The following is a 16,573-nucleotide window of genomic DNA, read 5'->3' as shown; positions in this document are numbered from 1 at the left end:
GGACGTTCCTTTCCGCGACGCGAGGTGATTCGGCCGTTCCCGACCTTGCCGCCACAGAATGGCAATTCCGAGTCGACGCCAGCTCCGGCGACTGGCTCAGGTGCCGCGTGGCTTCGCCCGCGCGGTCGCCTGGGCGACGAGCGGATCGTCCGGCCAGACATGTTTTGGATAGCGGCCGCGCATGTCGGAGCGGACATCCTTCCACGAGCCGCGCCAGAAGCCGGGCAGATCCTTGGTGATCTGGATCGGCCGGTGCGCCGGCGAGAGCAGCGTCACCGTCAGCGGCACGCCGCCATCGCCGACGGACGGATGCCGGTCGAGCCCGAACAATTCCTGCACGCGGATCTCCAGAACCGGCCCGTTCGGATCGGAATAATCGATCGGCACGCGCGATCCCGACGGCGCATCGAAATGGGTCGGGGCGAGGCGGTCCATCGCTGCCCGCCTGTCCCACGGCACCAGGCTCGCCAGGCCCTCATGCAGCACGCCCGGCGTCACCGCGTCGAGCCGGCGTTTTCCCGAGAGATACGGCCCGAGCCAGTCGTCGAGGTCCTGCGCTAGCGCCGCGTCGGAGACATCCGGCCAGTCGGCCCCGAGACGGGCATGCAGGAAGGCGATGCGGGCGCGGAATTGCTCGGCCGTCTTCTCCCAGGGAAGCGCCGCCACGCCGCGCCGCCGGATTTCCGCCAACAGCGCCGCCTGCACCGCCGCGTCGGAGACTTTGCCGCTGGCGCGGTCGGCGAGCACCAGCCGGCCGAGCCGGCGCACGCTGCGGCCACGTACAGAGCCGGTCTGCGGATCGAAGGCGACGCCCTCCTCCTCGACGATCCCACCGGCGAAATTGGCCTCGATCTCTTCGCGAGAAATCGGCGCGGCGGCGAGGATGCGCGCGTTCTCGGCCGCGCCCTGCAGGCTGGCGACCGCGAGGAACGGCTCTCGCGACAGCGCGTCGGCCGGATCGAGCATGCCGCCGCGCCCGTTCGCCATGACGAAGGCGCCGGGCGCGCCGCGCGCCATGGCGATCCGGTCCGGGAAGGCGAAGGCGGTGAGGAGCCCCGCCTCCTCGATGTCGGCGCGGCCATTCTCGCCCCGCGCCCCGGCCTCGCGGGCCCAGCGCGCGGCGAGCGACAACGAATCCCGGCTTCGCGGATCGCGGGCGGCGAAGAGCCGGCGCAGCCGCTCGCGCAGGTCCGCATCGTTGCCGCCGAGCCCGGTTTCGGAGAGGAGCGCGGCGATCGCGCCGGCGAGGCTGCCATGGCCGAGGCTGGCGCCCTTGCGCAGCATGTGACCAAGGCGCGGGCTGACGGCGAGGCGGGCGAGGCCCTCCCCCTCCTTCGTCAGGCGGCGATCGGCGTCGAGCGCGTCGAGCCGGGTGAGCAGCGCCACGGCCTCTTCCCAGGCGGGTTTGGGTGGCGGATCGAGGAAGGCGAGTTGCGCGGGATCGGCAACGCCCCAGCTGGCAAGATCCAGCACCAGCGGCGCGAGGTCGGCCTCCAGCATCTCCGGCCGGTCGAACGGCGCGAGCGCCGCCGTCTGCCCCTCTTCCCAGAGCCGGTAGCAGACGCCGGGCTCGGTACGGCCGGCGCGGCCGCGCCGCTGGTCGGCCGAAGCGCGCGACACGCGGCGCGTCTCGAGCCGGGTCAGCCCGGTCGCCGGTTCGTAGACCGGCGCGCGGGCGAGGCCGGAATCGATCACGACGCGCACGCCCTCGATGGTGAGCGACGTCTCGGCGATCGCGCTCGCCAGCACCACCTTGCGCTTTCCGGGTGCCGCCGGACGGATCGCGCGGTCCTGCGCGGCAAAATCGAGCGCGCCATAGAGCGGCGCGATCTCGACGCCGTCGCCGACCCGTCCTTCCAGCCGCTCGGCGACGCGGCGAATTTCCGCCTGTCCCGGCAGGAAGACGAGCAGACTGCCGGTCTCCGCCGCCAGCGCTCGGCGCACCGCATCGGCGACGTCGTCCTCGATGCGGCGGGCGGCATCGCGGCCGCCATGCCGCGTCTCGACCGGGAACATGCGGCCGAGGCTTTCGACCACCGGCGCATCGCCCAGCAGCCGCGCCACGCGGGCGCCGTCGATGGTCGCCGACATGACCAGGATGCGCAGGTCTTCGCGCAGGCCCGCCTGCGCGTCGAGCGCCAAGGCCAGGCCGAGATCACCGTCGAGGCTGCGCTCGTGGAACTCGTCGAAGATCACCGCCGCGATGCCGTCGAGCGAGGGATCGTCGAGGATCATGCGGGTGAAGACGCCCTCGGTGACGATCTCGACGCGGGTGCGGGCCGAGACCTTCTTTTCCAGCCGGACGCGATAACCGACGGTCTCACCGACCTCCTCGCCGAGCGTCTCGGCCATGCGGCGTGCGGCGGCGCGGGCGGCCAGCCGGCGCGGCTCCAGCATCAGGATGCGGCGATCGCCCCGCCACGGCGCATCGAGCAGCGCCAGGGGAACACGCGTCGTCTTGCCGGCGCCCGGCGGCGCCACCAGCACGGCGCTGTTTCCGCGTTCAAGCGCGGCTTTGAGTTCGGGAAGGACATCATCGACGGGCAGCATGCCGCCGTCATAGAGGGCGGCGGGGTTTCGTGCCAGTGGGGGATGCCCGGGTGGTCCGGGTCGTCCGCCTCGCCTCCCCTGCCTCCGCCATCATCCTGAGGTGCCCGGCGAAGCCGGGCCTCGAAGGAGGCTCCAGGGAACGCCTCTCATTTCATCGGCAAACTAGAGTGCTCCACTGGATCCTCCTTCGAGGCTTCGCTCACGCGAAGCACCTCAGGATGATGGCGGAGGTGGTCGGATCTCCCCAACCAACGGAGCCCTGCAAACAAGCCCCTCCCCCAACCCTCTCCCGCAAGCGGGCGAGGGCTTTTCGGCCGGCGATCGTCATCGACGGAGAACGCGGCGACGGGCGCCGGCGAGCCCCCTCTCCCGCGTGCGGGAGAGGGCTGGGGTGAGGGTCTGCAGCCCCTGCCCCCCAAAAACAAAAAAGGGCGCCGCAAGGGGCGCCCTTCGAAACTCATCTGCAGAACCGAAAAACCCTACTCGACCCCCGCCGGGTTGTTGGCCTCGGCGTTGGCCTCGTGCACCTTGAGCTCTTCGAGGCGCGGCATCGAGACGATGTTGTAGCCGGAATCGACGAAGTGGACGTCGCCGGTGACGCCGGCGCCGAGCTCGGACAGGAGATAGAGGGCCGAGCCGCCGATCTCTTCGAGCGAGACGGTGCGGCGGAGCGGCGAGTTCTTCTTCTGGTAGTTGTACATGATGCGGGCATCGGCAACGCCGGAGCCGGCGAGCGTGCGCACCGGGCCGGCCGAGATCGCGTTGACGCGGATGTTGTCGCCGCCGAAATCCATGGCGAGATAGCGCACCGAGGATTCGAGCGCCGCCTTGGCGACGCCCATGACGTTGTAGTTCGGCATGACGCGGGTCGAGCCGCCATAGGTCAGCGTCAGGATCGAGCCGCCATCCGGCATCAGCGCCGCGGCGCGCTTGGCGATCTCCGTGAAGGAGAAGCAGGAGATCACCATCGTCTTCACGAAATTGTCGCGCGTCGTGTCGGCGTAGCGACCCTTCAGCTCGTTCTTGTCGGAAAAGCCGATGGCGTGGACGATGAAGTCGATCTTGCCCCATTCGGCCTTCAGCGCCGCGAAGACGCTGTCGACCGAGGCGAGATCCTCGACGTCGCAGGGGAGCAGCAGCTTGGCGCCGACGGCGTCGGCCAGCGGCTTGACGCGGCGGCCGAAGGCATCGCCCTGATAGGTGAAGGCGAGTTCGGCGCCGTGGGCGGCCAGCGTCCGGGCAATGCCCCAGGCGATCGAATGATCGTTGGCGACACCCATGATGAGACCGCGTTTGCCGCTCATCAGGTTGCTGGTTGCTGCCGTCATTCGATCGTCCTTGTTCTTGTTGTGGCTCAGGCGACGTAGCGCTGGAAGACCAGCGAGGCGTTGGTGCCGCCGAAGCCAAATGAGTTGGAGAGTACGGTGTCGATCTTCGCGTCGTCGATGCGCTTGCGCACGATCGGCATGTCGGCGAAGGCCGGGTCGAGCTCTTCGATGTGAGCCGATTCCGCGATGAAGCGGTTGTTGAGCATGAGCAGCGAATAGATCGATTCGTGCACGCCGGTCGCGCCCTGCGAATGGCCGGTCAGCGACTTGGTCGCCGAGATCGGCGGGCAGCTGTCGCCCGAGCCGAACACTTCGCGGATCGCTTCCATTTCCTTCAGATCGCCGATCGGCGTCGAGGTGGCGTGCGGGTTGATGTAGTCGATCTTCTCGCCGGTGGTCGCAATCGCCTGGCGCATGCAGCGGGCCGCGCCCTCGCCGGACGGGGCGACCATGTCGGCGCCGTCGGAGGAGAGGCCGTAGCCGACGATCTCGCCATAGATGCGCGCGCCGCGCGCCTTGGCGATCTCGAGCTCTTCGAGCACCAGCACGCCGGCGCCGCCGGAAATGACGAAGCCGTCCCGGTTGGCGTCATAGGCGCGCGAGGCGATGGCGGGACGGTCATTGTACTTCGACGACAGCGCGCCCATCGCGTCGAACAGCACGGAAAGCGTCCAGTCCAGCTCCTCGCAGCCGCCGGCGAACATCCGGTCCTGCTTGCCGTACTGGATCATCTCATAGGCATTGCCGATGCAATGGTTTGATGTCGCGCAGGCGGACGAGATCGAATAGTTCACGCCCTTGAGCTTGAACCAGGTCGACAGCGTCGCGGACGGCGAGGAAGACATCGCCTTGGGCACGGCCAGCGGGCCGACTTTCTTGGACGAGCCCGACTCGAGCGCCTTCTGCGCCGATTCGACGATGGTACGCGTCGACGGTCCGCCCGAGCCCATGATGATGCCGGTGCGCTCGTTGGAGATCTCGGCCGCCTCGAGACCAGCGTCACGGATCGCCTGATCCATGGCGACATGGTTCCACGCCGTGCCGCCGCCGTGGAAACGCATGGCCCGACGGTCGACGACCTCGGCCGGATCGAGCGTCGGAGCGCCGGCGACATGGCTGCGGAAGCCGTGATCGGCATAGTCCTTTGCAAAGGAAATGCCGCTCTTCGCCTCGTGTAGACTCGCCAGCACTTCCTGGGTGTTGTTGCCGATGGAAGAGACGATCCCCATCCCCGTCACGACGACCCGCTTCATCGATTCTCGTCCTTACCTAGAAGAGCAAACCGCTCGGTTGGCGACCGTTCCGATCCCGAATGGATCAGGCCTGCCGATCAGCCGACGGCAGGCGTAGCATCGCCCTGGAACAGGCCGACGCGGAGGTCCTTGGCGCGGTAGATGGTGACGCCATCCGCCTTCAACCAGCCGTCAGCGATGCCGAGCACCAGCTTCGAGCGGAGAACGCGCTTCAGATCGACGCCATATTCGACCTTCTTCACGGTCGGGACGACCATGCCGGAGAACTTGATCTCACCGGTCGAGAGGGCGCGGCCGCGGCCGGGCGAACCGCTCCAGCCGAGGAAAAAGCCCAGCATCTGCCACATGGCGTCGAGGCCGAGGCAGCCCGGCATCACCGGATCGCCCTTGAAGTGGCACTGGAAGAACCAGAGGTCGGGATTGACGTCGAGCTCGGCGCGGATGTGGCCCTTGCCGTATTCGCCGCCTTCCTCGCTGATCGAGGTGATGCGATCGAACATCAACATGGGGGGCAGCGGCAATTGCGCATTGCCTTCGCCGAACAATTCTCCCCGCCCGCAGGCGAGCAGAGCCTCATAGTCGAAGCTCGACGGGCGATCTGCCATGCCGTCACTCTACCTCTGTTCGGCCCGCGACCTCGAAAATCCGGGCGCGCGCACTATCCTCTCGACGCAGGCGGCATTCAGCCTCCCGCGCTTTTCGTGGCCTTCCTAACATAGCCGCCTCGTGATCGAAAGCCCGGTGGATTTCAGGCGAGTTCCTAGCATCTGGTCCTGCTAGGATGGCCGGAGGCGCATCGCGCGCCGCATGGAGACAGGCATGAATCGCATCCCCGCCCTTACTGCGCTGGCTATCCTTGTCGGGCTCGCGGCGATTCCGGCCGGGGCGCGCGACCTGTTCCAGCAGCCGAGCCTGTTCGATCAGCCGAAGCTGTTCCAGGTGCCGATCCCGAAGATCCAGACGCCGGGGGCGCCCGAGGTGCCCGGCCTCACCGCCAACCAGTGCCGCTCGCTCGCCGGCAACTGCCCGACCGGCCGGCTCGAGCGCATCGGCACGACATGCTTTTGCAACACGGCGCGGGGCGGCCGGAGCCACGGCACGACGGAAACCCGCCCGCAGGGGACCTTTGGTCCGTGAGTTTTTTGACGAACGGGTGAACGCCTGAGGCGGTCGCTCAACAGGCGAGCCCGATTTCCTGAGCAATCCGAGTTGCCCCTTACCTCTCCCTGAGGGAGAGGTCGGAGCGAAGCACCGAATGGTCGCCGTGTAGCCCACGGCCGATGGTTAGGGCACCGTCGCCCCGGCGGAGGCCGGGGCCCATGAACACCGGCCAGGAAAGCTTGGCTCAGCCTATCGGCCACGGGTCTGTGTGTCTGGATCCCGGCCTTCGCCGGGATGACGGCGGAGGGTGGCACGGCCCGATCAGCGCGATGGTGTTGCGTCGACCTCTCCCTCAGGGAGAGGTGAAGGAAGGGTATTTCAGACCGCATCATGCATTGCGGCCAGACACCAAGGCGTTCTCGATCGAAGCGGATGCCGGCTCGCGCAAGAAAACGGGACGAGGCAAATAGCTAAGAGTTCGCGCCGAGAATCGCCGGCAGCAGGCCGGGGAAGCGGGCTTCGAGATCGTCGTAGCGGACGGAGATGATCCGCTTGGCGCCGTCGATGCGGGCGCGGGTGACGCCGGCCTCGCGCAGCCGGGCGTAATGGTAGGTCATGTTGGTCTTGGACAGGCCGGAAAGCGCCGACGTCGCGCCGCAGCTGTCCTCGCCGACCTTCATGAGATGCTGAACCACGTCGCGCCGGATCGGGTCGCTCAGCGCCTCCAGCACGGCGGAGAGGTCGATCTGCTCGGTCAGCGGGTGAAAGAGATCCTTGGCCATGGCCGACACATAGAGGTGGCGCGCAAACAGTTCAAGTATTATTGAACATTGCTTGACGCGCCCGTTTCGGCCGCCATATTGTCCAACAGTTTTTGAACTCTTGGACAAAATCACCATGCTTCGCTCCCTGATCTGGCTGGCGCTCGGTACCTTCGCCATCGGTACCGAGGGCTTCATGATCGCCGGCATCCTGCCGATGATCGCCGACGACCTGCAGGTGTCGGTCGCCGCGGCCGGCCATCTCGTCACCTGCTTCGCGCTGGTCTACGCGGTCGCCGCCCCCCTGCTGGCGGTGGCGACGGCGAACTGGCCGCGCAAGACGCTGCTCGCCGCCGCCATCACCGCCTTCGGCCTCGCCAACATCGTCGCCGGCCTCGCGCCGGACTATCTCTGGCTGATGGTGTCGCGCGTGCTGCTGGCGCTTTCGGCCGCCGCCTTCGTGCCGTCGGCCTCGGGCACGGCGGCGACCATGGTCGCGCCGGAAAAGCGCGGCCGCGCCATTTCGATCATCTATACGGGCATGACGGTGTCGATCATCGTCGGCGTGCCGATCGGCACCCTCGTCGCCGAGCATTTCGGCTGGCGCGCCACCTTCCTCGGCGTCGCGGGCCTGGCGGCGGTTGCGCTTCTCGGCATCCTCGTGGCCCTGCCGCGCGTCGGCGCGCCGGCCAGCGTGTCGCTCGCCACCCGGCTCGAGATGGTCCGCCGCCCCGACACGCTGATCGTGCTGGCGCTGACCTTCCTGACGCTTGGCGGCATCTTCGCCATCAACACCTATTTCGGCGCGCTGATGACCGAGGTGTTCGGCGCGACGCCGGAAATGGTCGCCGGCGCGCTGTTCCTGGCCGGCATCGGCGGCGCCGCCGGCAATCTGATCGGCGGCTACGCGGCCGATCGCTGGAACGCCAGGCGTTTTCTCACCGCCGTGCTGGCGACGCTGACGATCAACTACGCGGCGCTGTCGCTGGTCGCGGTCTACGCGCCCGACCGGCACGGCCTCGTCGTCGCCTATGTCATCGCCGCCGTCTGGGGCCTGGCCGGCTGGTCGTTCCCGGCCGTGCAGCAGGTGCGCCTCGTCCGCCTCGCGCCGTCGCTCGCCGCGGTGTCGCTGTCGCTGAACTCGTCGGCGCTCTATTTCGGCACGGCGGCGGGCGCCGCGATCGGCGCGATCGCGATCGACTATATCTCGATCACGGCGATCGGCTGGACCGCCGCCCTGTTCGAGCTGGCGGCGCTCGTCCTGCTGCTCGCGACCATGAAGTCGACGGTGGCGAAGCCCGTCGCCCGCGTGGCCGTCGAGCGGGCCTGATCAGGCCCGCTCGGGATAGAGCCCGACCAGACCGGCGCGGCTCGCCTCGGCGACGCCGCGCTCGGTGACCAGGCCGGTGATCAGCCGCGCCGGCGTCACGTCGAAGGCGGGGTTGCCCGCCTTGGTGCCCTTCGGCGCCAGCCTTACCTTGACGATCGAGCCGTCGCCGGCGATGCCCGAGATGTGGGTCACCTCGTCGCCGGCGCGCTCCTCGATCTCGATGCCGGAAAGGCCGTCCTCGATGCGCCAGTCGATCGTCGAGCCGGGCAGCACGACATAGAAGGGCACGTGATTGTCCTTGGCGGCGAGCGCCTTCAGATAGGTGCCGATCTTGTTGCAGGCGTCGCCCGAGGCGGTGACGCGGTCGGCGCCGACGAGGCAGATGTCGACCTGGCCGTGCTGCATCAGGTGACCGCCGGCATTGTCGACAACCAGCGTGTGCGGCACGCCATGCGAGCCGAGCTCCCACGTCGTCAGGCTGGCGCCCTGGTTGCGCGGCCGGGTCTCGTCGACCCAGACATGGACGGGAATGCCGTCGTCATGCGCGCTGTAGATCGCGCCGAGCGCCGTGCCCCAATCGACGCAGGCGATCCAGCCGGTATTGCAATGGGTGAGCACATTGACCGGGCGCGAGCGGCCGTTCGCCTCAAAAATCTCGCGAATGAGCCCCGCGCCATGCGCGGCGATCGTGCCGTTGGTCGCGATGTCCTCGGCATGCAGCCGGTCGGCCGTGACATAGGCGGCGACGGCGCGATCGTCCGGCGCCAGCGGCCGCACCTCGTTACGCAGGATTTCCAGCGCCCAGCGCAGATTGACGGCGGTCGGACGCGCCGCGAGCAGCGCGTCAAAGGCGGCATCGAGATTGGCATCCGACGGATTGTCGCGCAGCGCCATCGCATAGCCATAGGCGCCCGTGACGCCGATCAGCGGCGCGCCGCGCACCACCATCCGCTTGATCGAGTCGATCGCATCGGCGACGGTCGAAAGCCGCAGCGTCTGGAAACGATGCGGCAACAGCGTCTGGTCGATGACGGTGACCGTCGTCTCGGAGGGATCGCGCCAGATCGAGCGATAGGCGACGCCGTCGACTTTCATCAGATGCTCCACACTAATGAGGATGACCGCCTTCACGTAATCGAGTAGAGGCGGAAGTGCCACAACCATCAGGGCCTGATCGATGTCGACCCCGCCAATCCGCGCCGTACTGACCGATATCGAGGGGACGACCTCGTCGATCTCCTTCGTCAAGGACGTGCTGTTTCCCTATGCCCGCGCCCGTCTCGCCGGCTTCGTCACGGAGCACGCGGCCGATCCGGCCGTCGCCGGCGCGCTCGCCGAGGCGCGCACGCTTGCCGGCCAGCCCGAGCTCGATCTCGCGGGCACGATCGCGCTGCTCACCGGCTGGATCGACGAGGACCGCAAGGCGAAGCCGCTCAAATTCCTGCAGGGCATGATCTGGGAGGACGGCTACCGCCAGGGCGTGCTGAAGGGCGATATCTATCCGGACGCCGTCGCCGGACTGACCCGCTGGAAGGATTCGGGCCTTTCGCTCTACGTCTATTCCTCCGGCTCGGTGCTGGCGCAGAAGCTGATCTTCGGCTTCACCCATTCGGGCGATCTGACGCCGCTGTTCTCCGGCTATTTCGACACCGCGATCGGCTCGAAGCTGGAGGCTTCGTCCTACACGGCGATCGCCACCGAGATCGGCCTCGCGCCGGACGAGATCCTGTTCCTCTCCGACAATACGCGCGAGCTCGACGCGGCGCGCGAAGCCGGCATGAAGACGATCGGCCTCGACCGCGGCGAGGTCGTCATCCCGCCCGACACGACGCACGCGATCGCAAGGACGTTCGACGCCATCGACGCGAAGGCCGGCACGGTCCGCTGATTTCGGGTGGTAGAGCAAGGCCCTCACCCAACCCTCTCCCGCAAGCGGGCGAGGGCTTTTCGGCCGGCGCGGGCGTTGGCCATGAGCTTGTTCTTGCTCTCGCAAGACAAGGCGCGTTGCGCCCCCTCTCCCGCGAGCGGGAGAGGGCTGGGGTGAGGGGCTTACGGCCCCGCGTTGCCAATCCTGCCTCCACCGCCCCCCACCCTCGCCGTCATCCCGGGCTTGACCCGGGATCCATGCAGCCGAAGCGTCGGGAGGTTTTCCGGCCAAGGCTTCGGCTGGATGGATCCCGCCTTCGCGGGGATGACGGAGGTTTGGGACGGACGCTTGCGGGCGTTCTGACGGGAAGGCGCGAGCGCGTTGCGCCCCCTCTCCCGCGCGCGGGAGAGGGTTGGGGTGAGGGGCTTACGTCCCCCTACCTTAGCGTCTCGTCAAAAAACTCCAGCAGGCGCTTCCAGTGGCGCTCGGCGCCCTTGGCGTCGTAGACGCCGTGGTCGCTGACGGCCCAGCCGTGTTCCATGCCGACATAGTTCTCGATCGTGTGGTCGACGCCCGCCTCGCGCAGCGCCACGGCGAGCCGCGCCGATTGCTCCGGCGGGAAGCTGCGGTCGACGCCGGCGACGCCGACATAGACGCGACCCCGGACCGAGCCGGCCTTGGTGTGCGGGCTGTCGGGCGCGTCGCTGGCGAGATTGCCGCCGTGGAAGCTCGCCGCCGCCGCGATTTTTTCCGGATAGGTCGCCGCCGCCGTCAACGCGCGGCCGCCGCCGAAGCAATAGCCGACAGCGCCGATCCGGCCGGTGGCGCCGGCCGCAACGAGCGTCTCGATAAAGGCACCGCTATCGGACGCCGTCATCGCCTGCGACGTCCCCTGAAGCACCGCCATCAGCTGCGCCCGCGTCGTCTCGTTGCTGAAGGCGGTGGCGTCGAACGGGCCATAGGGCGCGGCGCGATAGAACAGATCCGGGACGAGGACGAAATAGCCGGCATCGGCCAGGCGCTCCGCCATGCCGTAGAGCGCCGGACGGGGGCCGAAGGCATCCATGTAGAGGATGACGCCGGAAGTCGTGGCGTTCGGCCCGGCCGGGGCGAACAGGGCGGCACCGGCAACGCCGTCGGCGGTCTGGATCTCGACGTTCTGTTTCATCGCAAATCGTCCGTGAGGGGGAAAGCTGCCGGAGGGCAACGCCCCGAAGATAAGGCCGCCGAAGCTAATCTCAATCGCCGTCGCGGCCGAAATTGCGGACGAGGACGGCGGCGAGGATGATCGCGCCGGTCAGAAGATCCTGCAGGAAGCTCGGCACGCCGAGGATGGTGAGGCCGTTGGAGACGACGGCGATGATCGCAGCACCGACCAGCGTGCCGGGCACGCTCGGCTCGCCCTCGCGGAACGCCGTCATGCCGAGGAAGACGGCGGCATAGGCTTGCAGCAGATAGCCGCCGCCGCCGGTCGGGTGGGCGCTGCCGAGGCGCGCGGTCAAAAGCAGGCCGGCGAGGCCGGCAAGGGCTGCGCAGAGTGCGAAGGCGACCACCATGTCGCGCCGGACCGGTAGGCCGACGAGGCGCGCCGCCTCGCGGTTTCCGCCGATCGCATAGAGCCGGCGGCCGAACTCGGTCTGGTCGAGCAGCAGCCAGAAGACGATGGCGACGCCGATCAGCCAGAGCGTCGGCACCGGGAAGCCTGCGAGCGTGCCGCGGCCGAGATCGCGAAATCCGGCCGGAATGCCGGAAAAGAGCGTCGCGCCGTTCGAGACCCAGAAGGTCAGGCCGCCGATCACCGTGCCGAAGGCGAGCGTGGCGATGAAGCTCGGCACGCGATAGCGGGCGACGAGGAAGCCGGAGGTGGCGCCCATGGCGACGGCCGAGACGAGGACCGTGATCATCACCACCGGCACGGCGACGCCGGCGGCGAACAAGGCGGCGGCGGCGATGCCGGCCCAGGAGACGACGGCCGAGACGGAGAGATCGAACTCGCCCAGCACCATCACCAGCGTCGCGCCGATGGCGACGATGGCGAGCAGCGCCATCTGCTGGGTGATGTTGACGAGGTTCGACATCGTGCCGAAGGCCTGCGGCGAGGCGATGGCGAAGACGAGGATGATCAGCGCCAGCGCCAAAAGCGTGCCGTAACGGCGAAGAAGGGTCATGCGGAGCGTTCCGAGGGCGGCATCTGCTCGTCCGGAGCATGGCCGAAGGCGGCGGCGACGACGGCCGCGCGGGTGAGCGAGGGGCCGTCGAGCTCGGCGACCAGCCGGCCGGCATGGAGCACGAGAACCCGGGTGGAAAGCGCGAGCAGTTCCTCGATGTCGCTGGTCGCCATCAGGACGGCGGCGCCGTCCGAAGCGATGCGGCGCATCTCGGCATGGATCTCGCCCTTGGCGCCGACATCGACGCCGCGCGTCGGCTCGTCGACCAGCAGGGCGCGGATCGGGCGGCCGAGCCAGCGGCCGAACAGGAGCTTTTGCTGGTTGCCGCCGGAGAGCGTCGCCGGCGAGCGGTCGGGGCCGGCGGCGACGAGGCGGAGACGGGCGCCGGTGGCCCTGGCGAAGGCGCGGATCTTGCCCCGCGAGGGCGCCGGAAGGCTGGACAGGGCGCGGAAATCGGAAAGATGAGCCAGCGAAAGGTTTTGCTCGATCGAGAGCGAATTGGCGAGGCCCTCGCGGCGGCGGTCTTCCGGCACGTAGGCAACGCCCGCGGCGATGCGGCCGGCCGGCCCATGCCTCGGCACCTGGCCGTTGATGGCGATCAGCCCGCGCCCCGGCGTCGCGCCCCAAAGCGTCTTCAGGAGCGACGACCGCCCGGATCCGACGAGGCCGTAGAGCCCGACGATCTCGCCCGCCCGCGCCGAGAAGGCGAAGCGACTGCCGGCGGGACCGAAGGCGAGATCGGCGGCGAGGACGGGTTTTGTTGCATGCGGCGCTCCGCCCTCAACATCCTGAGGAGGCCCGGAGGGCCGTCTCGAAGGACGCAGGGCGGTCGTGCCGGAAAGGTCTTGCTGCACCTCGGCCGTGCGTCCTTCGAGACGGCTTTCTGCGAAAGCCTCCTCAGGATGTTGAGGAAGGTTGGCCTGCGGGAAGGAAGGCGAAGCGCCCGAGTCCGTCCCCTGCCCCGACATCCGCGCCACCAGGCCGGCGCGGTCGATGTCGGCGATCGCCCCCGCGCCCACGGTGCGGCCGTTGCGCAGGACGGTGTAGCGGTCGCAGAGGTCGAGGACCTCGTCGAGGCGGTGCGAGATGAAGAGGACGGCGCAGCCCTCGGCGGCGAGCTGGCGCACGATTTCATGCAGCCGCTCGGCCTCGCCCTCGGAGAGGCTCGAGGTCGGCTCGTCCATGACGACGAGGCGGGCAGGATCCATCAGCGCGCGGACGATCTCCGCCATCTGGCGCTGGCCGGGCGTGAGCCGCGCGGCGGGCTTGTCGAGCGGCAAATCGGGCGCGATCCGCGCCGCCACCTCGGCGACCTTCGCCCGCATGGCGCGGCCATCGATGAACGGGCCGCGGCGCGGATGGCGGCGGCCGATCCAGGCATTGCCGACGGCGTCGAAATGCGGGACGAGGTTCAGCTCCTGATGGATGAAGCGCAGACCCAGCGCCTCCGCCGCGCGCGGGCCGTCGATGGTGATCGGCGCGCCGTCGAGGCGGATCGCGCCCGCATCGGGCTGGTAGAGGCCGGAGAGCGTCTTGATCAGGGTCGACTTGCCGGCGCCGTTCTCGCCGACAAGCGCATGCACCGACCCCGCTTCGAGAACGAGATCGGCGCCATCGAGGGCTTTCGTCGCGCCGAAATGCTTGACGAGGCCGTCCAGCGCGAGGAAAGGCGGAGACTTCACGGGCAGGTGACGCCCAGCGTCTCCGGGGTGATCAGCTTGGCCGGGGCATAGAGCTCGGCCTTCTCCGGCGTCTTGCCGGCGAGGATCTGCGTCAGTCCCTCGGCGGCGAGGCTCGCCATGGCGTCGAAGTCCTGGCTGACGGTGCCCTTGATGTTCGAGCACGCCTTGATCAGCTCGATCGCCTGCGGGTTGCCGTCGATGCCGGCGATGATGATCTTCGAATCCGGCTGTTCAGCCTCGATGGCCAGCTGCGCGCCGATCGCCGGCTCGTCCCAGGCGGCCCAGACCGCGTCGATCTGGTCGCCCTGGCTCTTCAGCCAGTTCTCGGTGGTCTTGCGGGCGTCGTCGATCGGGCCCGGCACGACGACGTAATGGTCGGCGATGACCTTGATGTCGGGATGCTTCTTCAGCGCCTCGTCCAGCGCCAGCTCGCGCTGATGCACGCCCGGATGGGCGGAATAGAAGAACTTGACGATGTTGCCCTTGCCGCCGAGCTTGTCGAACAGGAAGTCGGACAGCTTGGTGCCGAGCTCGAAATTGTCGGACGTGACGTTGAGCACGACGCCCGGCGCCTTGGCGCCGTCGATGGTGACGACAGGAATGCCGGCGGCGGCGGCGGCGTTGACCTGGTCCTGGATCTGGGTCGGATCGACGCTGACGAGCACGATCGCCGCGACCTTGGCGGCGACGACGTCCTCGATGCGGCTGGCGAGCTGGCCCATGTCGCCGCGCGTGTCGACGACGGTCGCGTTCCAGCCGGCCGCCTTGGCCTTGTCCTGGAACACGTTGATCATCTGGTTGGTGGCGACCGAGCTCTGATACGGCGTCAGCACCGCGACGTCGGCGGCCATGGCAGCAACCGTCGAGGCCATCAGCCCCGCAACGGCCAGTCCGAGAATTCCAACCCGCATTTTTGTTCTCCCCCTTGGGTTCGGCGCCAGTGATATCGCCTCCCCCGCCCCCGGCGCAAGCGGCTCAAAGCGCGGGGTCGAGCGCCTCGGCAAGCGCCCGCGCCTGGGCCGCCGCCTGACGATAGGCGGCAAAGCGTCGGGCGGCCCGCTTGGCCCGCTCGGGACGCGGCGCGACGACGGTCTCGTCGCTGCCGGCGGCGCCGGATTTCCGGCCGGCCTTTGCCTTGCTCGCGGCGCTCTTGGTGGCGCTCTTCGCGGTCCCCTTCGGCGCCAGGCCGATGATCGGCGCGATGATGCGGAAGGCGCCATAGGCGGTGACGATGCGGCTCGCGGAGGGAACCGTCACCCGCGCGCCGGTGACGTCGGCGATCAGATGCGCCACCGTCAGGCAGCCGGCGACGCCGCCGGCGAGCGCGATCGTCTTGGGCGGGATCGGCAGCGCTTCGAGATTGTCGCGGATGGCGTGGGCGAGACCCTCGAGCACCGCATAGGCGAGCGCGTCGGACGAATGCTCGCGGTCGAGGCCGAGGAAGGCGCCGCGCACGGCGCGGTCGGAGAACGGCGCCCGCTCGCCGATCAGATAGGGCAGGAACAGCGCGCCGGGCGGGCTGGCGTCATGCGTCTCCGCCGCCGCGTAAAGCTCGGCGACCGGCCGGCCGGCGACACCGGCGAACCAGTCGATCGCGAGGCCGGCGGCGAGGAAGGGCGAGATGACGATGACGTCGGTGCCGACGGGGGCGGCCAGCGTATAGGCGTCGCGCGGCGGCTTCGCCACCGAATAGGGCATGGTGGCGGCGATCCAGCCGGTGGTGCCGAGATAGGCGTGCGGCCGGTCATGCTGCTCGCTCGCCGTGCCCCAGGCGGTGGCGCCGCCGTCGCCGGCGCCGACATAGACGGGAATGCCGGGCACCAGGCCAAGCGCCGCCGCGGGCTCCGGCAGCAGCGGGCCGGCGAGCGCGTCGGCATCGAGAATATCGGGCAGGATCGCCGGCGACATGCCGATCGCGGCGAGGATGGTGGCGTCCCAGTGGCGGGCGGCGAGATTGAGCAGGCCCGTCGTGGTGGCGCAGGTCGGATCGACCACGGCGCGGCCGGTCATGCGGTGGATCATCGCATCCTTGGCGCCGAACAGCACGCGCTCGACCTTGGCCATGGTGCCGCCCTCGTGGTTCAGCAGCCAGTCGAGCCGGAACAGGCAGAGCGCCGGCTCGGCCCGGTTGCCGATCCGATTTTCAAAGTCCTTCGGCAGGTGTTTCTTGAGCGCCGCCATCTCCTTCTCGCTGACGCGGGCGTCGCTGTAGAGCAGCGCCGGGCGCAAACTGACGCCCTCGCGCCCGAGCAGGATGACGTTCTGCATCGAGCCGGTCAGCGTGATGGCGATCGGCACGGCGTCGACGGCGAGCGCCTGCACCGCCTCGACGGTTGCCTTCCACCAGAGCGCCGGATCCTGCTCGACCCAGCCGGGTTGCGGGCTCGCCGTGGTGACCGGCGCGTCGGCCGAGCGCAGGGTGCGGCCATTTTCGTCGAACAGGGCAGCCTTCACCGACGACGTGCCGACATCGATGATCAGGACCGTGCGTGTCGGCACGGACTTCTTGGCTGCCATGTGCGAATCCCTGTCC

The 16,573-nt window shown here is 68.8% G+C and carries 14 protein-coding genes; 3 read left to right on the top strand and 11 right to left on the bottom strand.

Annotated features, from left to right (window positions below):
• Nucleotides 1-96: 96 nt before the first annotated feature.
• From hrpB to fabA, 4 genes are all read right to left on the bottom strand, one after another.
• Complete coding sequence (hrpB, locus tag AC6HZP_RS01315) at nucleotides 97-2,550, bottom strand: ATP-dependent helicase HrpB (RefSeq protein ID WP_497525080.1); 2,454 nt, start codon at nucleotides 2,548-2,550, stop codon at nucleotides 97-99.
• Nucleotides 2,551-3,029: 479 nt separating this feature from the next.
• A complete protein-coding gene (gene fabI, locus AC6HZP_RS01310; RefSeq protein ID WP_497525079.1) occupies nucleotides 3,030-3,878 on the bottom strand; it encodes an enoyl-ACP reductase FabI in 849 nt (282 codons plus the stop codon).
• 26 nt (nucleotides 3,879-3,904) lie between these two features.
• Nucleotides 3,905-5,131 (bottom strand): beta-ketoacyl-ACP synthase I, encoded by a 1,227-nt coding sequence (gene fabB, locus AC6HZP_RS01305; RefSeq protein WP_497525078.1) that lies wholly within the window; start codon nucleotides 5,129-5,131, stop codon nucleotides 3,905-3,907.
• A gap of 77 nt (nucleotides 5,132-5,208) precedes the next feature.
• The gene (gene fabA, locus AC6HZP_RS01300; protein WP_497525077.1) at nucleotides 5,209-5,736 is read right to left on the bottom strand and encodes a 3-hydroxyacyl-[acyl-carrier-protein] dehydratase FabA; all 528 of its coding nucleotides are present in this window, start codon (nucleotides 5,734-5,736) and stop codon (nucleotides 5,209-5,211) included.
• A gap of 214 nt (nucleotides 5,737-5,950) precedes the next feature.
• Here fabA and AC6HZP_RS01295 point away from each other — a divergent pair, with 214 nt between their 5' ends.
• Entirely contained in the window at nucleotides 5,951-6,268 is a 318-nt protein-coding gene (locus AC6HZP_RS01295; RefSeq protein ID WP_497525076.1) for a hypothetical protein, read from the top strand.
• A 434-nt stretch (nucleotides 6,269-6,702) separates the two neighbouring features.
• Here AC6HZP_RS01295 and AC6HZP_RS01290 read toward each other — a convergent pair whose 3' ends face one another.
• Complete coding sequence (locus tag AC6HZP_RS01290) at nucleotides 6,703-7,131, bottom strand: ArsR/SmtB family transcription factor (RefSeq protein WP_497525075.1); 429 nt, start codon at nucleotides 7,129-7,131, stop codon at nucleotides 6,703-6,705.
• Between AC6HZP_RS01290 and AC6HZP_RS01285 the strand changes: the two genes are divergently transcribed.
• Nucleotides 7,130-8,323, top strand: coding sequence for an MFS transporter (locus AC6HZP_RS01285; RefSeq protein ID WP_497525074.1), 1,194 nt, complete (start codon nucleotides 7,130-7,132; stop codon nucleotides 8,321-8,323). The genes AC6HZP_RS01290 and AC6HZP_RS01285 overlap by 2 nt on opposite strands.
• Here AC6HZP_RS01285 and mtnA read toward each other — a convergent pair whose 3' ends face one another.
• Nucleotides 8,324-9,418 carry an S-methyl-5-thioribose-1-phosphate isomerase gene (gene mtnA / locus AC6HZP_RS01280; protein ID WP_497525073.1) on the bottom strand — a complete coding sequence of 365 codons (1,095 nt, stop codon included), beginning with the start codon at nucleotides 9,416-9,418 and terminating at the stop codon, nucleotides 8,324-8,326.
• A gap of 82 nt (nucleotides 9,419-9,500) precedes the next feature.
• Here mtnA and mtnC point away from each other — a divergent pair, with 82 nt between their 5' ends.
• A complete protein-coding gene (gene mtnC / locus AC6HZP_RS01275; protein ID WP_497525072.1) occupies nucleotides 9,501-10,211 on the top strand; it encodes an acireductone synthase in 711 nt (236 codons plus the stop codon).
• 415 nt (nucleotides 10,212-10,626) lie between these two features.
• On the opposite strand, the gene AC6HZP_RS01270 is transcribed toward mtnC, so the two are convergent.
• From AC6HZP_RS01270 to AC6HZP_RS01250, 5 genes are all read right to left on the bottom strand, one after another.
• On the bottom strand, nucleotides 10,627-11,358 hold the full coding sequence (locus AC6HZP_RS01270) for a dienelactone hydrolase family protein (protein WP_497525071.1): 732 nt from the start codon (nucleotides 11,356-11,358) through the stop codon (nucleotides 10,627-10,629).
• Between the two features lie 70 nt (nucleotides 11,359-11,428).
• Nucleotides 11,429-12,358 (bottom strand): ABC transporter permease, encoded by a 930-nt coding sequence (locus tag AC6HZP_RS01265; protein WP_497525070.1) that lies wholly within the window; start codon nucleotides 12,356-12,358, stop codon nucleotides 11,429-11,431.
• On the bottom strand, nucleotides 12,355-14,040 hold the full coding sequence (locus tag AC6HZP_RS01260; protein WP_497525069.1) for a sugar ABC transporter ATP-binding protein: 1,686 nt from the start codon (nucleotides 14,038-14,040) through the stop codon (nucleotides 12,355-12,357). Before AC6HZP_RS01260 ends, AC6HZP_RS01265 begins: the two co-directional genes overlap by 4 nt.
• Nucleotides 14,037-14,951 (bottom strand): sugar ABC transporter substrate-binding protein, encoded by a 915-nt coding sequence (locus AC6HZP_RS01255; RefSeq protein WP_244669705.1) that lies wholly within the window; start codon nucleotides 14,949-14,951, stop codon nucleotides 14,037-14,039. Before AC6HZP_RS01255 ends, AC6HZP_RS01260 begins: the two co-directional genes overlap by 4 nt.
• A 64-nt stretch (nucleotides 14,952-15,015) precedes the next feature.
• Entirely contained in the window at nucleotides 15,016-16,557 is a 1,542-nt protein-coding gene (locus tag AC6HZP_RS01250) for a xylulokinase (RefSeq protein WP_497525068.1), read from the bottom strand.
• Between the last annotated feature and the right edge of the window lie 16 nt (nucleotides 16,558-16,573).

It is taken from the genome of Kaistia sp. SLG-1, assembly GCF_059699055.1.
Note: the sequence above shows the minus strand (reverse complement) of the source record. Positions and strands in the feature narration are given on the sequence as shown.

Coding starts and splice junctions, on each gene's coding strand:
- hrpB (WP_497525080.1), bottom strand. CDS start 2,550: ATGCTGCCCGTCGATGATGTCCTTCCCGAACTCAAAGCCGCGCTTGAA.
- fabI (WP_497525079.1), bottom strand. CDS start 3,878: ATGACGGCAGCAACCAGCAACCTGATGAGCGGCAAACGCGGTCTCATC.
- fabB (WP_497525078.1), bottom strand. CDS start 5,131: ATGAAGCGGGTCGTCGTGACGGGGATGGGGATCGTCTCTTCCATCGGC.
- fabA (WP_497525077.1), bottom strand. CDS start 5,736: ATGGCAGATCGCCCGTCGAGCTTCGACTATGAGGCTCTGCTCGCCTGC.
- AC6HZP_RS01295 (WP_497525076.1), top strand. CDS start 5,951: ATGAATCGCATCCCCGCCCTTACTGCGCTGGCTATCCTTGTCGGGCTC.
- AC6HZP_RS01285 (WP_497525074.1), top strand. CDS start 7,130: ATGCTTCGCTCCCTGATCTGGCTGGCGCTCGGTACCTTCGCCATCGGT.
- AC6HZP_RS01290 (WP_497525075.1), bottom strand. CDS start 7,131: ATGGTGATTTTGTCCAAGAGTTCAAAAACTGTTGGACAATATGGCGGC.
- mtnA (WP_497525073.1), bottom strand. CDS start 9,418: ATGAAAGTCGACGGCGTCGCCTATCGCTCGATCTGGCGCGATCCCTCC.
- mtnC (WP_497525072.1), top strand. CDS start 9,501: ATGTCGACCCCGCCAATCCGCGCCGTACTGACCGATATCGAGGGGACG.
- AC6HZP_RS01270 (WP_497525071.1), bottom strand. CDS start 11,358: ATGAAACAGAACGTCGAGATCCAGACCGCCGACGGCGTTGCCGGTGCC.
- AC6HZP_RS01265 (WP_497525070.1), bottom strand. CDS start 12,358: ATGACCCTTCTTCGCCGTTACGGCACGCTTTTGGCGCTGGCGCTGATC.
- AC6HZP_RS01255 (WP_244669705.1), bottom strand. CDS start 14,951: ATGCGGGTTGGAATTCTCGGACTGGCCGTTGCGGGGCTGATGGCCTCG.
- AC6HZP_RS01250 (WP_497525068.1), bottom strand. CDS start 16,557: ATGGCAGCCAAGAAGTCCGTGCCGACACGCACGGTCCTGATCATCGAT.